This window comes from Shewanella sp. SG44-2 (assembly GCF_014164215.1).
GTDB lineage: Bacteria > Pseudomonadota > Gammaproteobacteria > Enterobacterales > Shewanellaceae > Shewanella > Shewanella frigidimarina.
The window spans coordinates 1-22,584 of sequence record NZ_JACJEU010000026.1; the positions used below are offsets into that span (position 1 = coordinate 1).

At 41.8% G+C, this 22,584-nt stretch carries 21 protein-coding genes; 4 read left to right on the plus strand and 17 right to left on the minus strand.

Annotated elements, in window-relative coordinates; genetic code table 11:
- Positions 1-239: 239 nt before the first annotated feature.
- The 3 genes from dusA to H5181_RS16130 form a co-directional block, all read right to left on the minus strand.
- Complete coding sequence (gene dusA, locus H5181_RS16120) at positions 240-1,289, minus strand: tRNA dihydrouridine(20/20a) synthase DusA (RefSeq protein ID WP_182751519.1); 1,050 nt, start codon at positions 1,287-1,289, stop codon at positions 240-242.
- Between the two features lie 468 nt (positions 1,290-1,757).
- Entirely contained in the window at positions 1,758-2,267 is a 510-nt protein-coding gene (locus H5181_RS16125) for a hypothetical protein (protein ID WP_182751520.1), read from the minus strand.
- Positions 2,268-2,515: 248 nt separating this feature from the next.
- Positions 2,516-2,911, minus strand: coding sequence for a cupin domain-containing protein (locus H5181_RS16130; protein WP_011638781.1), 396 nt, complete (start codon positions 2,909-2,911; stop codon positions 2,516-2,518).
- A 697-nt stretch (positions 2,912-3,608) separates the two neighbouring features.
- On the opposite strand from H5181_RS16130, the gene H5181_RS16135 reads away from it, so the two are divergent.
- Positions 3,609-4,076, plus strand: coding sequence for a chemotaxis protein CheX (locus tag H5181_RS16135; protein WP_011638782.1), 468 nt, complete (start codon positions 3,609-3,611; stop codon positions 4,074-4,076).
- 166 nt (positions 4,077-4,242) lie between these two features.
- On the opposite strand, the gene alr is transcribed toward H5181_RS16135, so the two are convergent.
- Together alr and dnaB are read right to left on the minus strand one after the other, a co-directional pair.
- Positions 4,243-5,361, minus strand: coding sequence for an alanine racemase (gene alr / locus H5181_RS16140; protein ID WP_182751521.1), 1,119 nt, complete (start codon positions 5,359-5,361; stop codon positions 4,243-4,245).
- Between the two features lie 146 nt (positions 5,362-5,507).
- The gene (dnaB, locus tag H5181_RS16145) at positions 5,508-6,914 is read right to left on the minus strand and encodes a replicative DNA helicase (protein WP_011638784.1); all 1,407 of its coding nucleotides are present in this window, start codon (positions 6,912-6,914) and stop codon (positions 5,508-5,510) included.
- 130 nt (positions 6,915-7,044) lie between these two features.
- On the opposite strand from dnaB, the gene H5181_RS16150 reads away from it, so the two are divergent.
- Positions 7,045-9,774, plus strand: coding sequence for a S46 family peptidase (locus tag H5181_RS16150; RefSeq protein WP_182751522.1), 2,730 nt, complete (start codon positions 7,045-7,047; stop codon positions 9,772-9,774).
- Between the two features lie 185 nt (positions 9,775-9,959).
- Here H5181_RS16150 and rplI read toward each other — a convergent pair whose 3' ends face one another.
- The 4 genes from rplI to rpsF are packed head-to-tail and all read right to left on the minus strand — an operon-like array spanning position 9,960 to position 11,399.
- Positions 9,960-10,412 carry a 50S ribosomal protein L9 gene (rplI, locus tag H5181_RS16155; protein WP_011638786.1) on the minus strand — a complete coding sequence of 151 codons (453 nt, stop codon included), beginning with the start codon at positions 10,410-10,412 and terminating at the stop codon, positions 9,960-9,962.
- A 45-nt stretch (positions 10,413-10,457) separates the two neighbouring features.
- Positions 10,458-10,685 carry a 30S ribosomal protein S18 gene (gene rpsR / locus H5181_RS16160; RefSeq protein WP_011638787.1) on the minus strand — a complete coding sequence of 76 codons (228 nt, stop codon included), beginning with the start codon at positions 10,683-10,685 and terminating at the stop codon, positions 10,458-10,460.
- A 12-nt stretch (positions 10,686-10,697) separates the two neighbouring features.
- On the minus strand, positions 10,698-10,985 hold the full coding sequence (gene priB / locus H5181_RS16165; RefSeq protein ID WP_011638788.1) for a primosomal replication protein N: 288 nt from the start codon (positions 10,983-10,985) through the stop codon (positions 10,698-10,700).
- Between the two features lie 21 nt (positions 10,986-11,006).
- Entirely contained in the window at positions 11,007-11,399 is a 393-nt protein-coding gene (gene rpsF, locus H5181_RS16170) for a 30S ribosomal protein S6 (RefSeq protein WP_011638789.1), read from the minus strand.
- A 216-nt stretch (positions 11,400-11,615) separates the two neighbouring features.
- On the opposite strand from rpsF, the gene H5181_RS16175 reads away from it, so the two are divergent.
- Both H5181_RS16175 and H5181_RS16180 read left to right on the plus strand, forming a co-directional pair.
- Positions 11,616-12,368 (plus strand): DUF481 domain-containing protein, encoded by a 753-nt coding sequence (locus tag H5181_RS16175; protein ID WP_011638790.1) that lies wholly within the window; start codon positions 11,616-11,618, stop codon positions 12,366-12,368.
- An 81-nt stretch (positions 12,369-12,449) separates the two neighbouring features.
- Positions 12,450-13,874, plus strand: a complete 1,425-nt coding sequence (locus H5181_RS16180) for an MFS transporter (RefSeq protein WP_182751523.1) — start codon at positions 12,450-12,452, stop codon at positions 13,872-13,874.
- 203 nt (positions 13,875-14,077) lie between these two features.
- Here the strand turns inward: H5181_RS16180 and rlmB are convergent, their stop codons facing one another.
- The 8 genes from rlmB to zapE all read right to left on the minus strand — a co-directional run bounded on the left by rlmB (position 14,078) and on the right by zapE (position 22,267).
- Complete coding sequence (rlmB, locus tag H5181_RS16185) at positions 14,078-14,818, minus strand: 23S rRNA (guanosine(2251)-2'-O)-methyltransferase RlmB (protein WP_011638792.1); 741 nt, start codon at positions 14,816-14,818, stop codon at positions 14,078-14,080.
- Between the two features lie 4 nt (positions 14,819-14,822).
- Positions 14,823-17,342, minus strand: a complete 2,520-nt coding sequence (gene rnr / locus H5181_RS16190) for a ribonuclease R (protein ID WP_182751524.1) — start codon at positions 17,340-17,342, stop codon at positions 14,823-14,825.
- A 37-nt stretch (positions 17,343-17,379) separates the two neighbouring features.
- A complete protein-coding gene (locus H5181_RS16195) occupies positions 17,380-17,997 on the minus strand; it encodes an SEL1-like repeat protein (protein ID WP_041413726.1) in 618 nt (205 codons plus the stop codon).
- A gap of 122 nt (positions 17,998-18,119) precedes the next feature.
- Positions 18,120-19,415 carry an adenylosuccinate synthase gene (locus H5181_RS16200; protein ID WP_011638795.1) on the minus strand — a complete coding sequence of 432 codons (1,296 nt, stop codon included), beginning with the start codon at positions 19,413-19,415 and terminating at the stop codon, positions 18,120-18,122.
- 69 nt (positions 19,416-19,484) lie between these two features.
- On the minus strand, positions 19,485-19,673 hold the full coding sequence (locus H5181_RS16205; protein WP_011638796.1) for a DUF2065 domain-containing protein: 189 nt from the start codon (positions 19,671-19,673) through the stop codon (positions 19,485-19,487).
- 379 nt (positions 19,674-20,052) lie between these two features.
- On the minus strand, positions 20,053-20,445 hold the full coding sequence (rpsI, locus tag H5181_RS16210; protein ID WP_011494965.1) for a 30S ribosomal protein S9: 393 nt from the start codon (positions 20,443-20,445) through the stop codon (positions 20,053-20,055).
- Between the two features lie 17 nt (positions 20,446-20,462).
- On the minus strand, positions 20,463-20,891 hold the full coding sequence (rplM, locus tag H5181_RS16215; protein WP_011638797.1) for a 50S ribosomal protein L13: 429 nt from the start codon (positions 20,889-20,891) through the stop codon (positions 20,463-20,465).
- Positions 20,892-21,154: 263 nt separating this feature from the next.
- A complete protein-coding gene (zapE, locus tag H5181_RS16220; protein ID WP_011638798.1) occupies positions 21,155-22,267 on the minus strand; it encodes a cell division protein ZapE in 1,113 nt (370 codons plus the stop codon).
- Positions 22,268-22,584: the final 317 nt, after the last annotated feature.

Consider the following 22,584-nt stretch of genomic DNA (forward strand, 5'->3'; position numbering starts at 1 on the left):
GCCACTACAGTCTAGCGTCTAGCGTCTAGCGTCTAGCGTCTAGCAGGCTTTATGGATTCTTGAGCTGATTTTACAAGGGAGTCAAAATCAAAAAACGCCTAATAAAAGGCGCTTTTTATAGGCTAACAGCGGTTTCAACATGACCGTCTGAGCGTTTATTTCACAACGTATCCTATTGAAATACCTCGCGGCATAACTACCTGATATAACCTCTGCATATAACCTATTAATAGAAAGAATTATATTAAAGTAGATTCGTCACTGGCCAATGCTGCTGCATCGACAAACTCAGCAGCTTTAAGCACCACCCCAATATCAGCATTAGGCTTATGAGCATTCTCACTCAAATGACGACGCCAGCCACGCGAACCCGGCAATCCTTGGAATAAACCAATCATATGGCGGGTAATGTGGTTTAAACGACCACCTTGGGCTAAATGAGATTCAATATACGGCAACATTTGCTCAATGACTTGCTGACGAGTAATAACCGCTGTATCGAGTCCACACAACTGCTGATCCACTTGCGCCAATATATAAGGGTTTTGATAAGCTTCACGCCCCACCATCACGCCATCTAACAGGGCTAAATGCAGCTTAGATTCTTCAAGGGTTTTAATGCCACCGTTAATGCTAATGTTCAAGTGCTGATAATCACGCTTTAACTGGTAAACCCGATCATAATCTAACGGCGGGATTTCACGATTTTCTTTCGGACTTAACCCTTGTAACCACGCTTTACGCGCATGAATCGTAAATGCACTACAGCCCTGGGCGCTCACGGTTTCAATAAAATCCGTTAAAAATTGATAACTGTCTTGCTCGTCAATCCCAATACGGGTTTTTACCGTGATCGGAATATCCGTTACCTGTTTCATCGCATCAACACATTGCGCAACTAACGCAGGTTCAGCCATTAAACATGCACCAAAGCGACCATTCTGCACTCTATCAGACGGACACCCTACATTGAGGTTCACTTCATCATAACCGCGCTCAGCAGCCAATTTGGCACACGCCGCTAAATCAACAGCATTAGAGCCACCCAACTGCAAGGCCACAGGATGCTCTTGCTCGTTATAAGCTAAATAGTCGCCCTTACCTTGCAATATCGCACCCGTGGTGATCATTTCGGTATACAACAAGGCTTTACTCGACATAAGGCGTGCAAAGTAACGATAGTGGCGATCTGTCCAATCCAGCATCGGCGCAATGGAAAAGGTGCGATCAAGCGTATCTGTTGGTATCACTAGCTTTGGCGTTGTATTCACTGAATTTTTCACACTCATAATTTGCGGTATTGATGCACCTTTTTAGCTGCATTTTGGGTAATCGTTGTTGCACAAGGAGCCAGTAAGGAAGTCATAAATTAGGCTAAAAAAACTGGGCTGCCCTAAGTAATGGCTAATTATATCATTAACCCATCATCGAGAAGCAAGTGTCTACTGATTTAGGGAAAGATCACGGTGCGATAGAGTGTATTTGCTGGTATGGCTAGCTTTGACGTTGTATTCACTGAATTAACGCCTCTCACTTTTTGAGTTTTTTCACACATTTTAAAACGTTTTTAGTTACTAGGGGGACCCCCATAGGGAGCCATAATGCATTGGGCAAATGGAAGTGGGGAACCAAAATTATGGCGTCTTATAGCATTCATAAACATGATAAAGCTGATAATACACGTAAGTAGCATTACTTAATTCGCGTAAAGAAAGACTCGCTATTGGCAGCCACGGTTATTGATTAGTTTATTTGGTTTACAGTTGTTTTAATTCAGACCTAAGCGCAGATATTTGACGATCAATTGATTCGACTTCTGTACTGCCCTGTTGCATAACTGCAGTCATTTCTTGCGCTAGACTTTGCTGCCAAGTTGCACCCGCTAAATTATTGTTAGCTCGCTTACCAGTTGTACGCAATTGTTCAATTTTGTCATCACGATCTTTGAACGCTTTTTTCCGTTCTTTTTCGAGATTTCTAATTTCACGTTCAATTTTTTGTTTACGTAAGTATTGAGCGATTTCAGCTTTTTTATCACGCGAATTAACAGCACTATCCTGCTGCCTTGCATCTATTGTCTCGTTCGTTAGGTTTTCAGGGTAACCTCTTGATGGTGCAACCACACTACCTACATTACTTAAATCTAACGGTTCACTTTGGTCGTCGCACGGGTCTGCTTGATACTTACCATCCGCACACTTATAGACTTCTGCAGAAGCTGAAGCTGACACCATTATTAAAATAACGATTAATGATTTTCCATCCATAGAACACCTCTTATTTTAGTTATTTTTATTGTACAACGGTAGGTTTTTTCATCAAAATAAAATTAATATTAAAATTCATGAAATCTAAACAACAATAGTTTAAGGAGCAAAAAGCAGAGTCAACGAAGGTTTATCTTCTTACCACTTTTCACAACGGCACTTTGCACGACAGCATTTTTGCTTCACCAAATCGGACAACTCGCGATACTGGGTACTTAATACGGCTTCACGCAGCCTATTTTCATTTGTTATATACCGTTTGGCTGCTCGATACTATGTTCTGTTGGTTGCGGCGTTATTGTCATGACTTTAACACCTTCTGGTGATTCAAAACGATGCCAAACATCTTTGGGGATAACCAGCATTTTCCCCGTTGATAAAAGGTTACGTTGCTCTACGTTTTCAACTAAAAGAACCAATGTAGTTTCTCCCCCTAAAACCTGAACAAACTCGTCACCTTTTGGATGCTTTTCCCACTCACTAAAACCAGAATAATGAGCGATGTATATTCCACCGTCTCGATATTCAGATAATAGCGCAAAAGCATTTTTCGCTTGTTCATTAGTGGTTTCTGGCGTTCTATCTTTCAGAAACTCAACTCGTGAAAATTGATCGTTTATTGTGATTGCTACAGATTTCGACACTTGTTTGATCCTTGTTCTACATAACGTTTAGTGATTGCGTTATTGATTTATCCTACATTTGCTATCTTATTGATGTAAGACGATTAAATCATCTTAACTTTTCAAGAAGCCAACACAGCCTTAAAAACATGATTAGCCAATAGAAATCCCAAGCTGAGACACTACAATTACAGTCAACAACTTAACATAATGAACTATCAAACATCAGCATGATGAAAAAGATGCACTCGAGCGTATCAGTTGCTGTGCTTATCAACTAGTGAGCCTCGCTTTGATGTGGTATTAACAGAATTTATCATCGTTTGATATTCAAAACGTGCAGTCTTCATTGTCGCGCTAATTACTTTAAGTGCATGGGAAATCAATATTAGCTCCAAGCTAGAAACAACTTTAGTCGGCGGCTTAAACAATTGATGCTCAGCTCAGCCCTTGTAGCTTTAAACCGACCATAGTAAATTAACTGCTCATTCTAGACTTTTGTTACACTAAATAACGGTATAGAAATATTTTTACCATTAATGTCACTATCAATTTCTTTTTTGTGCTCTAAGCTTAAACCTGTATTTCACTTTGCTGATATAGTCAGTATTTGTGTTAGTCAGCTACTATAATGACAGGGCCGTGTAACGTTACGCACTCTTTATGCCCTCTCTCTATACTATGCCACTCTTTTAAATGTAGAAGGATTGCTTTGCCTATGAACGTTGAATTCATCAACCCATTTCTTGTGTCTTTAATCAATGTTATCTCAACCATGGCAACCATGGATCTTAAGCCAGGTAAACCACAATTAAAAAACCATGACCTTGCAAAAGGTGACGTATCAGGCTTGATTGGTATGGTCGGGCCTAAAACTCGTGGCTCACTGTCGATTACCTTCGAGCAACCGCTTATTCTTGAAATCATGAATAAAATGCTTGGTGAAAAGCCTGAGTTTATTAATGATGAGGTGACTGATTTAGTCGGTGAAATTACGAATATGGTGACTGGCGGCGCTAAAAACTTACTCAGTGAAAAAGGTTACGACTTTGATATGGCGACACCGGCTGTTGTATCTGGTAAAAACCATACTATTTCTCATAAAGCGCGTGGTAAAAAAATCATGATGCCTTTTAGCCACGAATTCGGTAACGCTTTTATTGAAATTTGTTTTGAAGACTCTTAATCGAACATTAGAAGTTAACACCAAAGTGAAAAACTGAATCTAACACTGGCACCCAATTCTTAAAAACAACAGAGCCTCAAAACTACAGCTCCTAAAAAAAGCATCTAAAACAACAATGCCCAACACGTTATCTACGTATTGGGCATTGTTTATATCAATCTCATGCTCAATCGAGCAATTCAACTACCACGCGCGGCGTAAGCTTAGTGACTAACTCATAAGCTATGGTACCAATGTACTCGGCCACTTCTTCTACTGCAAGTGCTTTACCCCACAGTTGAACGCTATCGCCGACGTTATCTTGTGCATCAGCACCTAAATCTACGGTTAACATGTCCATAGACACTCGACCGACTATCGGTACTCTGCGGCCGTTAATCCACACCGGTGTGCCTTCTGGCGCATTACGTGGGTAACCATCACCATAACCAATGGCAACAACCCCTAAACGAGTGTCTTTTTTAGCGGTCCAAGATGCACCATAACCGACACTATCACCGGCTTTATGCTCGCGCACCGCGATTAAATTGGAGACTAACTCCATCGCTGGAATTAATCGATGATTAACGCCTCGATCACCCACAACCGGAGATACACCATAAAGCGCAATGCCGGGTCTTACCCAGTCGGCTTGGCTTGTTGGCCAAAATAAGGTACCTGCAGAATTTGCTAAGGTGCGATCGCCTTCTAAGCCGCTAACCTGTTGCTCAAAGGCATTCATTTGCGTTTGAGTGAGAGGATTATCGGGTTCGTCGGCGCATGCAAAGTGGGTCATTAAATGAATCGGTTTAGCCACTTGCGGACAAGCCAGCAAGCGCTGATAAATACTGTTGAATTGTTCAAGACTAAAGCCAATACGATGCATACCAGTATCAATTTTTATCCATACGGTGACAGGCTTATCTAGCGCGATAGTTTCAAGCATTTGCAATTGCGATTCATGATGAACCACAGTATCAATATTGTGGCTAACCAGTGTGGGTAAATCAGACTGACGGAAGAAACCTTCTAATAATAAAAGCTTACCTTTTACACCGCCTTCTCTGAGTTGCAACGCTTCTTCAAGCCTTGCTAATCCAAAACCATCTGCGCCGCCATGATACTTGCAGACGCTTTCTACATAATTTAATAAGCCAACACATTCAGCAACATTTAATAATCCATGGCCATAACCATTGGCTTTAACCACTGCCATAATTTTACTATTGGGCGCAATAAGGCGCAGTTGTGCCAAGTTACTTTGCAATGCGTAACGACTGATTTCTGCACGAGGAAAAGGTTTCAATAGATTGCCTTAATTAAACAATAAAAAACATGGCGCGTCTTACTGTCTGTTAGGAGGTTTAGTGCCATAAATGCGACCTCACTAACAGAGATAAGCTAATATCATAAATAACGATACTAAAAACACAAATACAATCTAATCAATGATTAATCTTCTTCAAATTGCGGCCCAGCATAATTATCAAAGCGAGAGAATTGGCCTTGGAATACCAAGCGAATACGTCCAATAGGTCCGTTACGCTGTTTACCAATAATAATTTCTGCGGTGCCTTTATCTTCAGAGCTGTCGTTATACACTTCGTCGCGATAAATGAACATAATCAAATCGGCATCCTGCTCAATCGCACCCGATTCACGCAAGTCAGAGTTAATTGGGCGTTTATCGGCTCGTTGCTCTAGCGAGCGGTTAAGCTGTGACAGTGCAATAACAGGTACTTCTAATTCTTTGGCTAAGGCTTTTAATGAACGAGAGATTTCTGAAATTTCTAAGGTACGATTATCTTTTAACGACGGCACTTGCATTAATTGCAGATAATCGATCATGATCATTGATAACCCGCCATGCTCACGCGCAATACGTCTGGCACGACTACGCACTTCGGTTGGGGTTAACCCTGAGCCATCATCGATGTACATTTTACCTTGTTCAAGCATAATACCCATGGTTGAAGACACGCGCGCCCAATCTTCATCGTCTAGCTGACCAGTACGGATTTTGGTTTGGTCTACTCGGCCAAGTGAGGCCAACATACGCATCATAATCTGTTCTGACGGCATCTCGAGACTGAAAATAAGCACTGGTTTGTCTTCATTCATGGCGGCTTGTTCACACAAGTTCATCGCGAAGGTGGTTTTCCCCATAGAAGGACGCGCGGCAACAATAATTAAGTCGCCAGACTGAAAGCCTGCGGTCATTTTATCTAAATCATTAAAACCACTTGAAACACCTGTAACACCGTTATGAGGATTGTTATAAAGTTGCTCAATCCTATCAACGGTTTTTTCAAGAATGCTTTTAATGTTTTCCGGGCCTTCATTAGCATTGGTACGCATTTCTGCGATTTTAAAGACTTTGGTTTCAGCCAAATCTAATAATGCACTTGAATCACGGCCTTCTGGGTTATAACCCGCATCAGCAATTTCGTGGGCAACGGCAATCATGTCACGTACTACGGCACGTTCTCGCACAATGTCTGCGTAAGATAAAATATTACCGGCACTAGGAGTATTTTTGGCAATTTCGCCTAAGTAAGCAAAGCCGCCTGCATCGTCTAATTGATCTTCAATTTCGAGCTGTTCGGATACGGTAATTAAATCCAGCGGTTGGCCCGATTCCATTAAACGTTGCATAGCCGTGAAAATCATTCGATGAGAACGAGAATAAAAATCTTCTGGCACAACCGCTTCAGAAACACGATCCCACGCTTCAGCATCTAGCATCAATCCACCTAAAACGGATTGTTCTGCTTCAATCGAATGTGGCGGCAACTTTAATGCATTAACTTCTACATCTTTTTGCCTGTTTCTTGCTTTAAAAGCACCTTGCTGTGACATTAACACTCCCAATTTCCAACGACTTTATAAAATATGGTATAACACCGTGGTCTAGCTTAATTTGCCGTCATTACCAACTAGAATAACAGCTCCGTTTAACGGACATAAAATAATTATTTAAGGAAAATACATGCGTATCGCATTCGTTGCAGCACTTGTGCTGACATCTGGTTTAGCCTTTGCCGATGAAGGCCAATGGCAGCCGTATCAAATGCCATCCATTGCCGACAAACTCCTGCAACGTGGTATTGATATTCCCGCATCACAACTGGCCGATTTAGGACAGTACCCAATGAATGCTGTCGTCAGTTTGGGGTATTGTACCGCCAGTTTTGTATCCCCCCAAGGCCTAGTTGTCACAAACCATCATTGTGCTTATCGCGGCATACAATATAACAGCAAAAAAGAACATAATTACCTCGCTGATGGCTTTTTAGCAAACACCCAAGCGGAAGAACCTTCTGCAGGGCCAAACGAACGCTTATACATTACCCAAGAAGTTACCAACGTGACCGATAGCGTCATGGCTAACTTAAGCACCGAACCTTTGGTACGCTTTGAAGATATCCAAGCAAATAAAAAAGCATTAATTAAAGTTTGCGAAACTGATGACAACTACCGTTGCTCGGTTAACAGTTTTCACCACGGCTTAGAATATTATTTAACTAAACAGTTAATCATTCGAGATGTACGCTTAGTGTATGCACCACCCAAAAGTGTTGGCGGCTTTGGCGGCGATATCGACAATTATGAATACCCTCGTCATTCAGGCGATTTTACCTTTTTACGCGCCTATGTGGGTAAAGACGGTAAGCCTGCAACGTTTAAAAAAGGCAATGTGCCATACCAGCCTAAAAGCTACTTAAAAGTAAACGCAGACGGTGTAAAAGCTGGCGATGGTATTTTTGTGGCTGGTTACCCTGGATCTACCAGCCGTTACAACTTAACCAGCGAGTTACAGTTTGCCAGTGATTGGATATATCCAACCTACGCAAAACGCTACCAGTTGCAAATTGATACTATTACCTTGATGGGCGATGTAGATAAAGATATCGCACTTAAATATGCCGGCACGATGGCTTCCATGGCTAACCGGATGAAAAAACTGAATGGCTTATTAGATGGCTTTAACGCTACTGATATTGTCGGTATTAAACAGCAACGCGAAAATGACTTTCTCGCTTGGCTTAAAAAAGATCCTGGCGCGAACCAAAATCTGATTAATGATCTTGAAGCACTTCTTGCTGAAAAACATCAGCAGATGCAAACCAATTATTTTTTTAAAAATGCCCAATCAAGCGAAATGCTTCAGGCTGCCAGCAAACTGTACCGTTTAGCTAAAGAAAGAAAGAAACCTAATGATCAACGTGAGTCAGGGTTTCAGCTTCGCGATATGAAAATGTTTAAAGCGGCACTTAAACGTATCGATAGCAGTTTCGATCCCGTAGTCGATAAAATTTTATGGCTACAAGATTTACAAGCCTATGTAAGACAACCGTTAAAAACGGAAGTGTTTGATAATGCCTTAAGCAGCTCAGACAATTTTGAACAGCTAGAATCAAAAGTGGAAGGTTTGTATGCATTAACAGAACTCACCGACCAAGCTAAACGTCTGGCGTGGATGAGTAAAAGAGCTGAAGACTTTGAAGTTAGTGATGACCCGTTTATTCGTTTAGCGGTGGCTATTCATGACACTAACATGGCATTGGAAAAGAGCGAAAAGCTACTTGCAGGTAAATTGTCATCTGTTCGTCCTGAATACATGAAGGCGATTATTGATTATTACAAATCAAATAACTGGCCTGTATACCCTGATGCTAACCGCACATTACGTATTACTTACGGCATGGTTGATGGCTATCAATCTAAAGATGCATTATACAAGCAACCATTTACTCGCTTAGCAGGCATCCTAGCCAAAAATACTGGCGAAGCACCTTACAATGCTCCCGCGAAACTATTGACGGCGATTAAAGCTGATGACTTAGGTAAACATCGCGTCACATCGGTATATAAGCAGCAAAGCAGTTGTCAATTTATGTCTTGTTTAGACAAGCCTGCCGATTTTAACTCTGTACCGGTTAACTTTTTATCAAGTGCTGACACTACTGGTGGTAACTCAGGTTCACCGGTATTAAATGGTAAAGGTGAGTTAGTTGGTCTTAACTTCGACTCAACTTACGAAGCGATCACTAAAGATTGGTTTTTTAACCCGACGATTACCCGTGCCGTACATGTCGATATTCGCTACATTTTGTGGATGATGGATAAAGTTGATCACGCTGATAATTTGATAAAAGAGTTAACCTTAGTGACCAAGACTGAAGGAGAAGCAACTGAAGTTACTGCAATAGCGACAACTGAAATATTGCCTGAAGTTGCCACTGAAGCTGTAACTGAAGCTGTAACTGAAGCTGTAACTGAAATGCCTACCAAAGCAACGACTAAGGCAGTAACAGTAGTCGCACCTGAAGTTGCAACTGAGACACCAGCCAAAGCGGTAATTGAAGTAGCGCCCGATGTTGCAATTGAGGTTGCAATTGAAGCTCCTGTCAAAGCGACGACGGAAGCAATAACGGTTGTCGCCCCAGAAGTGGCAACTGAGACACCAGCCAAAGTGGTAATTGAAGTAGCGCCCGATGTTGTAATTGAGGTTGCGACTGAAGTTCCTGTCAAAGCGACGACGGAACCAATAACGGTTGTCGCACCTGAAGCAACGGCAGAAGTTGCAATGAAAGTACCGACCAAAGCAGCTGTTGTAGTAATACCTAAAGCAGCGTCCGAAGTTACAGCAGATGCACCTGCCAAAGCGGCTGTAGTGGTAACCCCTAAAGCAGCGGCTGAAAAAGAGCCAAACTAACTCTGGTAAACAATATTCCAGTGACCATCAAATAGAGGTTCACTGGAATATTCTCTGGCATTGAAAGATCCCAAACGATTAGCTGCACGGCTTAAAACAGATCGTGTCAATAAAGATAGGGATTAAATTGCAGACATAAAAAAAACACCGCCCTGAGGCGGTGTTTTTATGGAGCTAAACAGTAATTAAGCTTCTGCTACAATAGCAATCTTAACTACAGCTTTAACTTCAGCGTGTACTTGAACTTCAATTTCGAAGCTACCAGTAGTGCGTAAAGCACCTAAAGGTAAACGAACTTCAGATTTAGCAAGTGCTACGCCAGCTGCAGTAACTGCATCAGCGATATCACGGTTGCCAATTGATCCGAATAATTTACCTTCATCACCTGCTTTAGAAGCAATAACAACAGCTTCTAATGCAGTTAATTTATCAGCACGAGCTGTCGCAGTAGCTAATTCAGCAGCTAATTTAGCTTCTAATTCAGCACGACGAGCTTCAAATACTTCAGTGTTTGCTGCGTTTGCTACAACTGCTTTACCATAAGGTAAAAGGAAGTTACGAGCATAACCAGCTTTAACAGAAACTTGGTCGCCTAAGCTACCTAAGTTTGCAACTTTATCTAGCAAAATAACGTTCATTATCAAATCCTCAATATTCTGTTAGGAATAATTAATACTGCAATATTACTGATGTAAATCAGTATATGGCAGTAGAGAAAGATAACGAGCACGCTTGATAGCGCGAGCTAGTTGGCGTTGATATCTAGCACTGGTACCAGTGATACGGCTAGGAACAATCTTGCCGCTTTCAGTGATGTAGTTCTTTAAAGTAACGATATCTTTGTAATCAATCTCGACAACACCTTCAGAGGTGAAGCGGCAGAACTTGCGACGACGGAAATAACGTGCCATTTTGACAGTCTCCTAAGTTTTCAATTCGACATTTTCAGCATGCAAGACTAAACGGTTTTGTCCATTTCGCCCTTGTTGTAGTGAAAGAAACCCTTCAACATCAACTTGCACACCTGCTTGTAATTTATTTGCAACGCTATCAAAGCGCGGACCACTTAATACCACTTGAATCAAACAGTAGACGTTTCTCAACATTTCTACTTCTTGTCGTTGTGATTTATGTTCTACCGTTATAACCACATGGGCTATACCGCTAGGACTATCTAATCGCCTTGAACGAGTTATCGTTCCAGACAACATTAAGTGATTATTCACAAAAAATTATTCAGCGTTTTCTTCAGCGCTTTCTTCTACATTACGGTCATCAGAAGGTGAACGACGTGAATCACGCTCGTCTCTTGCTTTTGCCATAGGAGAAGCTTCAGTAACGGCAGCTTTAGTGCGCATTACCATGTTACGCAGAACAGCGTCGTTGAAACGGAAAGCTGTTTCTAGTTCTTCGATAGACTCTGCAGATGCTTCTACGTTCAAAAGAACATAGTGAGCTTTATGTAGGTCTTGGATCGGGTAAGCCAATTGACGACGGCCCCAATCTTCTAAACGGTGGACTGTACCATTAGCAGCGGTGATAACACCGGTGTAACGCTCAATCATACCTGGGACTTGTTCACTTTGATCTGGGTGAACCATAAATACGATTTCATAATGACGCATTTATTGCTCCTTACGGTTAAGTAGCCTCTTTTCTGGCTCAGTCAGACCAATGTGGAGGCAAGGAACGAATTAAAGTGACTGATTTGAGCGCGCGATGATACATAAAGCGCGCAATAAACTCAAGCACTAACTCACTCTTTTCAGCAATCTTGAATACAGGTATGATGGCGGCAGTCCAAAATACCGCGTTTACGCCGTCAAGAATAAAACACTCTAATGATAACCATGAAAAACATAGTCACAACATGCTGCCTCTTTTTATTGTCTGCTCCGGCATGGGCATTAGTACCACCGGATTATCAAGAACCGCCTAGTAGTTTTAATGCTGAAGTTGAAGCCGGTTTACAGTTAAACAGCGGTAACAACGAAACTAAAAACTTCAACGGCCGTACTTATTTAACTTACGACTCGCCGAGTACCAAACAAGAAGCGACATTAAAGGCTTATTATGCTGCTGATGGAACTGAGTCTACTGCGGAAAAGTACGAATTGTTTTTACAGTCTAACTATAAATTAGAGCGTGGTTATGTGTTTGGTCGTGGTGAATTTACCTGGAACGAGTTTGGTTCTTATACCCGAATTTCGACTATTTCTACTGGTTATGGTTTTGACCTAATTAAAAACTATAAAACCAAATTGAGCCTTGAAGCTGGCCCAGGTTATCGTTATGACCAACCGCAAGCCAGTATTGCAGAGCCAAACCCTGATGAAAACCGTGATGTAATTTTACGTTCAGCGGCTAAATATACGGTAAAACTGCAAGAGTACACTAGCTTCAATGCCGACGTAACAGCTGAAACAGGTTTAGATAACAACACGTTAACCCTTGATATGAGTTATAAAAATACATTTATTCAAGATTGGGCATTTAAAATCGGTATGAACATCAAGTACACTGAAGTGGTTCCTGATGAAAGTAAAAACACCGACACCGTCACCACATTCAACTTGTTGTACACGTTTCAATAATTATTGATCGCAAATGAAGCGTAACAAGACAATCAATCAGTAGGGCTAACGTAGCCCTACTGAATCAATAAAGGCGCAGTTATGGACAGCCCGCTACGCAGTTTTGCATCCTTATATAGCACCACCTTTTTAATGGTACTTGCCGCAGGTTTACTAACAACCTACTTGGGCTTAAGCCTGACTACTATGCAAGTGCCACAAATATGGATTGGTGGCATGATGTCTGCCTACTATATTGGTCTTGTGTGCGGTTCCAAAGTTGGCCATAAACTTATCGCTCAAGTGGGCCATATTCGAGCTTTTGTTGCTTGTGCTGGAATCGTCACAGCATCTGCACTGGGTCACGCCTTAATCGACAACTTAACCATATGGTTAGTATTGCGCCTTGCCGTTGGTATGGGAATGATGTGCCAATATATGGTGTTAGAAAGCTGGCTCAATGAGCAGGCCGAAAATAGTCAACGTGGCACCGTGTTTGCTAGTTACATGATTGTATCTTACTTAGGGTTAATGGCTGGCCAGGGAGCCATTAGCTTATATCCCGATTTAGGCATAGAACCACTGCTGTTAATCGCCATATGCTTTGCATTATGCATTGTGCCTATTTCAATCACTCGCAGAATCCACCCAGAACCGTTGACTCCGGCGCCATTACAAATGGGTCTGTATTGGAAACGCGCACCTCAAGCCTTAACGACAATAGCGTTAGGAAGCATGATTGTTGGTTGTTTTTATGGTTTAGCGCCATCTTATGCCACAGCCAAAGGCATTGACCCTGAACATGTTGCACTCTACATGTCTTGTACCATTTTTGCTGGGCTGTTAGCCCAATGGCCAATGGGTAAATTATCTGACATTATTTCTCGCAGCTTATTAATTCGCATTAACTGCACATTATTGGGCGTTATCGTATTAATTATTACGGTCGTTCCATTCCACTCTGTGTATTCATTAATATTAACCAGTTTATTTGGTATTTTAGCGTTCACCTTATACCCATTAGCAACGGCCTTAGCGAACTCGCGGGTAGATCAACACGAACGAGTAGGACTGTCGGCTACCATATTAGTGACCTTCGGTATTGGAGCAAGTATTGGCCCCTTAGTCGCTTCTGGTTTAATGCAGGTCTTAGGTGACCAAATGCTGTATGGGTTTATGGCCATGTGTTCGTTTACCTTATTAGTAAGACTATTGTGGATTAATTTGCGCCAAAAAGCCGAGCAAACTGCCACTGGAGATTACATTATGGCCGGTGGTGATTTAGTCAGCTCACCGTTAGCGGCATCATTCGATCCACGTGTGGATATTGAAATGGTCAACGAGCAAATGATCAATCCTTCCGAGGATGCATTTGATAGCGTGCCAGATCCAACCGACGATGAGCTTGAAGATGCCGATGAGCAAGCAGGTTATAATACTGCTTATGCTAGCGTAGTAAACGATGACAGTTTGGGGCATGAAGAATTGGATGACGAAGATGTCGATAATGAGATCGGTAGACGTTAATTGATTATCTAAGCTACATATATATAAAGTGCACTTATTTAAACTGAACGCATTAGCCGCTTTGAATTAATAAAAAGGTTAAAGCAGTTTGTAAAACACTCAATATCTTGAGCTTTAGATAATAAAAAACGGCGATTAATATCGCCGTTTTTTGATCGTATTATTTTGTTATACAGCTAGCAGCAAAGCTAATCTATGGCTGATTAACCTAAACGCTGTCTAACCGCTTCAAATAAGCAAACACCAGTGGCAACAGACACGTTGAGACTAGACACACTTCCAGACATTGGAATTGATACGAGTGAATCACAACCTTCGCGCGATAAACGACGCAAACCTTTATCTTCTGCGCCCATAGCAATGGCTAGCGGCCCTTTAAGGTCTGCTTGGTATACATTACCTTCGGCTTCGCCTGCAGTACCTACAATCCAAACACCTTTATCTTGCAAGTGACGCATAGTACGAGCAAGGTTAGTCACTTGGAATAACGGTATGGTTTCTGCTGCGCCACAAGCAACTTTGCTTACGGTTGAAGTTAACCCTACTGAGTTATCTTTTGGTACGATAACCGCATGCACCCCAGCCGCATCAGCATTACGCAAACATGCACCAAGGTTATGTGGATCAGTTACACCGTCTAAAATCAATAAAAAAGGCACTGCTGTTTTATCAAGTAACTCATCTAAATCTTTTTCAGTCAAAGGCTTAACAGCCTTAACGCGAGCCACAATACCTTGGTGCTGTGAGCTACCCGCTTTGTCATCTAACACTTTACGTGCAGCACGTTGTAGTGTTGTACCAAAGGTTGACGCTAGATTAATTAATGGGGTTAGGCGTTCGTCATCACGGCCTTGTAACAGCCAAAGTTCAATGACACGTTCAGGGCTGTTATCTAACAAAGCTTGAACGGCGTGAATGCCAAAAATGGTATCTTGTTTTTTCATTTAATTACTTTCTCTTGCTGCGCTTGGCAGGGTTTTTCTTAACGCTAGAATCTGGTTTTGCTGCATCCGATTTTTGTGCAACTGCAGAAGGTTTTTTTACCGCCGCTGGTTTTGCCGCTGGAGATGAAGCTTTTCCGCTTGAACGACGCTTGCTGGCTTTAGGCTTATCAGACTTTGGTTTGTCAGACTTTGATTTATCTGACTTAGGCTTATCTGATTTAGGTTTATCAGACTTTGCAGATGACTTACCTCGTGCTGACTTAGCACCTTCAGCATTGACTCGTTGGCGTGCGGTTGTAGGCTTGCTACCTTTACGCGCCGTTTTACCCGCACCTTTAGTGTTGTCACCTACCATCAATAAATCAATTTGACGATCATCAAGATTCACCGCCGCAACTTTAACCGTCACAGGATCGCCGACTTGATATACTTGGCGAGAATTTTCACCAATTAACCGCTGACGCATTGGATCGAATTGATAATAGTCACTGGCAAGACTTGAAATATGTACTAGCCCATCAATAAATAATTCGTTTAATCTGACAAATAAACCAAAGCTAGTGACTGAGGCAATGACCGCGTCGAAGGTGTCGCCGACGTGATCTTGCATATATTCACATTTCAACCAATCACTCACATCACGGGTTGCTTCGTCTGCACGACGCTCAGTGGTAGAACATTCTTCACCTAATGCATCTAACTCTTCAATCTGATAGAGATAACCACCATCTTGAGTCCATTTATCGTTGGCATTACCCAGCTCTTTAGCGAGTAAATATTTGATCACTCGATGTAAAACTAAGTCAGGATAACGACGAATTGGCGACGTAAAATGCGAATAAGCTTCTAATGCCAAACCAAAGTGACCTTCGTTGTCTGGGCTGTAAACGGCCTGGCGCATTGAGCGCAATAACATCACCTGAATTAACTCAAAGTCAGGACGGTCAGCAATTTTTAACATCAGATTTTGATAGTCAGTCGGAGTCGGTTCTAATCCGCCATCCATGCTTAAACCGCGCTCAGCAAGAAACTCTTTAAAATTAGCCAGTTTTTGCTCTGATGGTGCTTCGTGAACACGATATAGCACTTCACCTTTGTGTTTTTTAACAAATTTCGCCGACGCCACATTGGCTAAAATCATACATTCTTCAATGATTTTATGTGCTTGATTGCGGCCTCTTGGGACAATTTTATCAATTTTACGTTGCTCATTAAAAATGAACTGGGTTTCTAATGTTTCAAAAGCAATTGCCCCACGCTCTGCTCGGCGCTCATCTAAGATCAGATATAACGACTGCAAACACAACAAATGTGGGAATAGTGCTTCATGCTCAGGAGCAATTGCGCCACCTTCTAGCATGTCGGCAACTTGGGTATAGGTAAAACGTGCATGAGAGTGCATTACCGCAGGGTAGAACTTAGTACCCGATAACTTACCCGCTGCAGAAATGGTCATTTCAGCGACCATACATAAACGGTCGACTTTTGGCTTTAATGAACATAAACCATTAGATATTTTCTCAGGCAACATTGGGATAACTTGCGATGGGAAATATACCGAGTTACCACGTGAGCGCGCTTCAGTATCTAAGGCTGAATCAGTGCGTACATAATGACTCACATCAGCAATTGCTACCCATAAACGCCAGCCACCACTTGGTTTTGCCTCAGCATACACCGCGTCATCAAAATCACGGGCATCTTCGCCATCAATAGTGACTAACGGTAAATGACGTAAATCTACGCGACCTAATTTATCTTCTTCGGTAACTTCATCAGGAATACGTTTGAGTTTTTTCTCAATAATCGCTGACCAAGTATGTGGTAAATCATAATTACGTAATGCAATTTCAATTTCCATACCCGGTGCCATTGTCTTACCTAAGACTTCGGTCACTTTCGCTGCAGCTTTAACAAAACGACCAGGGCGACGAGTTAACTCAACCACAACAACATCACCGGCACGCGCGCCTAGAGTATCTTCGCTGGCGATTAATATTTCTTGGGTGATGCGTCTGTCGTCAGCAATCACAAAACCCATGCCGCCATCGACATGATAACGGCCAACTAATGCAGCCGTTCGCTCATGAACTAAGCGGACTATTCGTGCTTCGCGACGACCACGACGATCGGTACCCGCTTTTTGAGCAAGCACTTTATCGCCATGGAAATACATCAGCATGTCGCGATTATTAATAAATAAGTCATCACCGCCTTCATCTGGCTTAAAAAAGCCGAATCCATCGCGATGGCCTAAAACGGTACCAGACAATAAATCCATTCGTTCAGGTAAGCCATAACTTTGACCGCGGGTAAAAACTAGCTGGCCATCACGTTCCATTGCACGTAAACGACGACGTAGGGCCTCTAATGGCACTTCATCTGTAATAGATAATGCTTCAGCTATTTTATCGCGGGTAACAGGAGACTTTTGGGCGCGCAAGTATTCTAAAATATACTCACGGCTAGGAATAGGATTGTCGTACTTGTCTTGTTCTCTCTCAAAATGAGGATCGTTGATCATTCAATTTCCAAATAATTCGCTCCATATTTTGGAGCCTTTAACGTTTGTACAGCTGAGGCTGCTGTGCCCTGGCCACAATACTGGCGGGCATTTTTGCAGCGAGCATCTGCAATAAAGACGAGGCCTTTTTCTGTTGGGCGTCGTCATCAAATATACTGTTATATAACCAATGATAGCCAAGTTCATAATCGGCAGGACTTCCATAGCCTTCACCAAATAAACGAACCAGTGTCATTCTTGCGGTTAAATCACCGTTCGCTGCAGCAGGCAACACGTATTGCACTGCACGATTGGGATCTTTAATCACTAGTTTACCGCGATAATAATAATCTGCCAATTTTACCATCGCTTCAGCACTACCTTGTTCAGCTGAGGTTTGCAGTAGCGCCATGCCGCGAGAAGGATGAGCCTTGACACAAACACCGTTATTAAGCATTTCGCCCCATAAAAACTGATACATGGGTTGCTGTAATACTTCTGCACGGGCTTCAATGTCTTGAACCAGCTGACAGTCGTCTGCTTTTACGCGTTGTAAATATTGATTTGAGCGGATGAGCGAAATCAATTGTTGATCGCTATAGATATCGACGGCTTCTGTCACCGCAAATACATTGATCGAAACCACACTCAACAATAATAAACAGATACGCAACATAAGGATTCTCGATGACACTTTCATGACTTATCCATCGGCAGTATAGCGTATTTCTTGAATAGAAACTGTTACTACCGTTAATTGCGCCCATTAAAAAGGCCGCTTATCGCGGCCTGTTTAGTTTACTTGAACGGATTAACCAGAATCATGGTTTCATTTCTGTCCGGCCCAGTAGAGATAATATCAATAGGCGTTTCTAATAACTCTTCGAGACGCTTGATATAATTTATTGCCGCTGGAGGCAATTGCTCGATTGTTGTGGCACCAAAAGTGGTTTCACTCCAACCAGGCATGGTTTCATATATTGGGGTAACTAAATCATATCCTTCTGCAGCCAAAGGCGTAACCTTTGAAACTGTTCCATCAGCATATTGATAGCCAACACAAATTTTAACTTCTTTTAGGCCGTCTAAAACGTCTAATTTAGTTAAACAAAAACCACTAACGCTGTTGATTTGAACTGCGCGGCGCATTGCCACAGCATCCAACCAGCCTGGACGACGCTTACGACCAGTTGTTGCACCAAACTCTTGGCCTTTCTCACCAATATAATCACCAATTTCATTGGCTAATTCTGTTGGGAATGGGCCAGCACCGACGCGAGTCGTATAAGCTTTCATGATGCCTAAAACATAGTCTAAATGACGAGGGCCAAAACCTGAACCAGTCGCAACACCACCAGCTGTCGTGTTTGATGAAGTCACAAATGGATAAGTACCGTGGTCGATATCCAATAATGTGCCTTGAGCGCCTTCAAACAAAATTGGCTCACCCGCTTTACGCGCAACATCAAGCATTTCACTAACATCAGTACACATGCTTTTTAGATAATCAGCAATCGCTAATGCATCATCAAGTGTTTGCTGGTAATCAACGGCTTCAACTTTGTAATACTCAGTTAGCATGAAGTTATGGTACTTCATCACTTCTTGTAACTTAGTCGCAAAAAGTTCTGCATTAAACAAATCACCGATGCGTAAACCGCGACGAGATACTTTGTCTTCATATGCAGGACCAATACCACGACCCGTTGTACCAATGGCTTGATTACCGCGAGCTTTCTCGCGAGCAATATCCAATGCACAATGGAATGGAAGGATAAGCGGACATGCTTCAGAAATTAATAAACGCTCTTCGACAGGTACGCCGCGTCCTTTTAGCATGTTGATTTCTTTCATCAACGCATCAGGAGCAACAACCACACCATTACCGATAATACATTTTACGTTATCACGTAAAATGCCTGACGGAATAAGATGAAGAACGGTTTTTTCACCATCAATTACCAAAGTATGACCGGCATTATGGCCGCCTTGGTAACGAACTACGTATTTTGCCTGTTCTGTTAAAAGGTCGACAATCTTACCTTTGCCTTCGTCACCCCATTGAGTGCCGAGTACGACTACATTTTTGCCCATTATTAGCTGCAACGTCTTGTGGTATAAAATAGAATTTTAACAGATTTTAGGGGGTTATAGGCAAGTGTTTTATTGAAAAATAATCAATAAAACAATTCCTGCAGTAACTAAACATCCACCTAAGCGTCTGAGAACATTTTGCTTTTGTGTAGAAAGCTCTAATAAATATTTTTGCCACTTGTTAGGAAAAAGTAACGGACCAAGCCCTTCAATAATTAAAACTAAGCCAAATGCGGTCATTAACAATGGTAAATTCATGTTTTAGCCTCTTTTTAACTGATACCAATTCCATTAATTATGTAACCTCAACTAGTGTTAAGAGATGAGAATATAATTATAAAGATCAAAGTTTAGTCATTAACCACTATCAAACTTGTTATTTATCTTACTAACAAGACGAATTGACGCACCAATAGCTGACCTATTACAAGCCTGCTTGTGTAAAGAATAACGCAGTTAGCAAGACAAAGGGCTGCTTGCATCTCAAGTTCAGGTTATGTACCTTTCAGCCGATGTTTCTGGCCTATTCACATTGATGCTATACAACCTCATTAACACACAAAGCACATTTTACACGATAAATTTTAGGCAATAAAAAACCCAGCAAATGCTGGGTTTTTTGAATCCAAAAAACGAATTAACGCTTAGAGAACTGTGGCTTACGACGTGCTTTACGTAGACCAACTTTCTTACGTTCAACTTTACGTGCATCACGGGTAACAAAACCAGCGCTACGTAGAGTAGGACGTAAAGCTTCATCTAGTTGCAATAATGCACGGGTAATACCGTGACGAATTGCACCAGCTTGGCCAGTAGTACCACCGCCCTTTACAGTTACATAGATGTCTAATTTATCAGTCATTTCAACTAATTCTAATGGTTGACGAACAACCATACGAGCAGTTTCACGACCAAAATATACATCCAAAGGACGTTGGTTTACAACGATATTGCCACTACCTGCTTTAGCGAAAACGCGAGCTGTAGATGTTTTGCGACGGCCAGTGCCGTAGTACTGAGTTGCAGACATTTGCTTACTCCTCCCGTTTAGATATCAAGAACTTGTGGTTGTTGTGCAGCGTGGTTATGTTCTGTGCCAGCGTAAACTTTAAGCTTACGGAACATGGCACGGCCCAAAGGACCTTTTGGTAACATACCCTTAACTGCTTTCTCGATGATCATTTCAGGCTTATGAGCTTGAAGCTTCTCAAAGCTGATTTGCTTAATGCCACCAATGAAGCCTGAATGAGAGTAGTAGATCTTACCAGCAGCTTTATTACCAGTTACAGTCACTTTTTCAGCATTGATAACGATGATATAATCACCAGTGTCAACGTGTGGAGTGTATTCTGGCTTATGCTTGCCACGTAAGCGAGTTGCGATTTCAGTTGCGATACGGCCTAAAGTTTTGCCTTCAGCGTCAACAACAAACCAGTCACGAGTTACAGTTTCTGGTGTAGCAGTAAAAGTCTTCATTATTACAAAAACCCAAAGTTAATTTTCTGTCTCACATGCCGACTGCAGGTTGCAATCAACACAAAATTACCGATTCTTGCCCCTTCGAACATGAATATTGGCTTACAACTTCCGCCCAAATTGGCGGATTAACGCGGGCAGGTCGCAGATTATACGCAAAGCCACAGCAAAGATCACCTGCTTTTTGATAATATTTCAAATAAATCACTTAATGAGCGATGATCAAAAAATGCCCGACTTTTCAAAAAGTATCGTTTACAAGTTTAAGGCAAATGTTCCAGCGCCAGATACTCTCTTGATTGCATTTCAATCAGCCTTGAACGACAGCGTCTGAATTCAAAATTTAACTGGCCATCGGTATAAATATGTTCCAATTCGACTTGGGCTGAAATAATCAATTTGACATTTCTTTCGTAGAATTCATCAACCATAGCCAAGAAGCGTCTGGCAATATCATCACCCGTTTGCTGTGAGCCCATTTGCTCTAAACCACTCACCAGCACAGTATGATAGAGGCAAGCCATTTCCATATAGTCACGCTGTGAGCGAGGCCCATCACATAAATCGCGGAAGTTGATTAACAGCACCCCTTGCGACTGCTGACGAATTCGAATTGCACGTCCATCAACGTCTATAGGAGCAGTAAGTTTTTCAGATTCCGGCGCCAACTGGTCAAAGTAATGTAATAAATTGATGTCAGCTTGTTCATCGAGTGGATAATGATAAATCTCTGCCTGCTCTAAAGTACGCAGACGGTAATCAATTCCAGAATCAACATTTAAGATTTCACAGTGTTGGTTAATCAAGGCTATGGCAGGTAAAAAGCGCACCCGTTGTAAGCCATTTTTGTATAATTCATCAGGAATGATATTTGAGGTAGCGACGAGGGCAACCCCTTCTTTAAATAATGCTTGAAATAACGTTCCTAGCAGCATGGCATCGGTGATATCCGACACAAAAAACTCATCGAAACAGATAATTTGATATTGCGAAGCCATCTTTTTTGCAATAGTAAGCAGAGGATCTTGCACACCTTTGAGTTCACCTAAGTCATTATGAATTTGGTGCATAAAGCGGTGGAAATGAGCACGTAATTTTCGATCTGTTGGCAATGCATCAAAAAAGGTGTCCATCAGATAGGTTTTACCTCGGCCAACGCCACCCCATAAATACAAACCTTTTACTGGTGTAGGTGTCGACTTGATTCCTATTGCGCTAAATAATTTACTCACGCTAGATGCAGGTTTAGCCGCGACAATTAATTCATCATAGACTCGTTGTAGTGACTTAACCGCTTGTTCTTGTGCGGCATCATGTGAAAAATCATCTCGGGTAAGGTCTTGCTGATAATGCTGCCAAGGGGTTAACTGCGACACGATTACGACTCTCTTACATCAAATAATTGCTGCGAATAATAACATTAAACAATCAATACGAGTAATGGCTTCAACGGATCAAATTAACCTTTGTTAATAAAAATGGAACTAACACGATGACCACTACTCTGATTGATTAACGTAAATTTGCTTATTGTTTGCTTATCATTGCGCTGACATGCCCACCATTTTAGGACATCACCAAACAAACTCACGGCAACACACTAACAAAAATGATTAACGATATTTAACTTTGAAATCATGCCATCAAGCCACATATTTTATGTTATCAAACTTGAATGCATACAGGAGCTATC

Excerpts from the sequence above, each read along its gene's own strand:
- dusA (WP_182751519.1), bottom strand. The coding sequence starts at position 1,289 with ATGAGTGTGAAAAATTCAGTGAATACAACGCCAAAGCTAGTGATACCA.
- H5181_RS16125 (WP_182751520.1), bottom strand. The coding sequence starts at position 2,267 with ATGGATGGAAAATCATTAATCGTTATTTTAATAATGGTGTCAGCTTCA.
- H5181_RS16135 (WP_011638782.1), top strand. The coding sequence starts at position 3,609 with ATGAACGTTGAATTCATCAACCCATTTCTTGTGTCTTTAATCAATGTT.
- dnaB (WP_011638784.1), bottom strand. The coding sequence starts at position 6,914 with ATGTCACAGCAAGGTGCTTTTAAAGCAAGAAACAGGCAAAAAGATGTA.
- H5181_RS16150 (WP_182751522.1), top strand. The coding sequence starts at position 7,045 with ATGCGTATCGCATTCGTTGCAGCACTTGTGCTGACATCTGGTTTAGCC.
- rplI (WP_011638786.1), bottom strand. The coding sequence starts at position 10,412 with ATGAACGTTATTTTGCTAGATAAAGTTGCAAACTTAGGTAGCTTAGGC.
- rpsR (WP_011638787.1), bottom strand. The coding sequence starts at position 10,685 with ATGGCACGTTATTTCCGTCGTCGCAAGTTCTGCCGCTTCACCTCTGAA.
- priB (WP_011638788.1), bottom strand. The coding sequence starts at position 10,985 with ATGTTGTCTGGAACGATAACTCGTTCAAGGCGATTAGATAGTCCTAGC.
- rpsF (WP_011638789.1), bottom strand. The coding sequence starts at position 11,399 with ATGCGTCATTATGAAATCGTATTTATGGTTCACCCAGATCAAAGTGAA.
- H5181_RS16175 (WP_011638790.1), top strand. The coding sequence starts at position 11,616 with ATGATAACCATGAAAAACATAGTCACAACATGCTGCCTCTTTTTATTG.
- H5181_RS16180 (WP_182751523.1), top strand. The coding sequence starts at position 12,450 with ATGGACAGCCCGCTACGCAGTTTTGCATCCTTATATAGCACCACCTTT.
- rlmB (WP_011638792.1), bottom strand. The coding sequence starts at position 14,818 with ATGAAAAAACAAGATACCATTTTTGGCATTCACGCCGTTCAAGCTTTG.
- rnr (WP_182751524.1), bottom strand. The coding sequence starts at position 17,342 with ATGATCAACGATCCTCATTTTGAGAGAGAACAAGACAAGTACGACAAT.
- H5181_RS16195 (WP_041413726.1), bottom strand. The coding sequence starts at position 17,997 with ATGTTGCGTATCTGTTTATTATTGTTGAGTGTGGTTTCGATCAATGTA.
- H5181_RS16200 (WP_011638795.1), bottom strand. The coding sequence starts at position 19,415 with ATGGGCAAAAATGTAGTCGTACTCGGCACTCAATGGGGTGACGAAGGC.
- H5181_RS16205 (WP_011638796.1), bottom strand. The coding sequence starts at position 19,673 with ATGAATTTACCATTGTTAATGACCGCATTTGGCTTAGTTTTAATTATT.
- rpsI (WP_011494965.1), bottom strand. The coding sequence starts at position 20,445 with ATGTCTGCAACTCAGTACTACGGCACTGGCCGTCGCAAAACATCTACA.
- rplM (WP_011638797.1), bottom strand. The coding sequence starts at position 20,891 with ATGAAGACTTTTACTGCTACACCAGAAACTGTAACTCGTGACTGGTTT.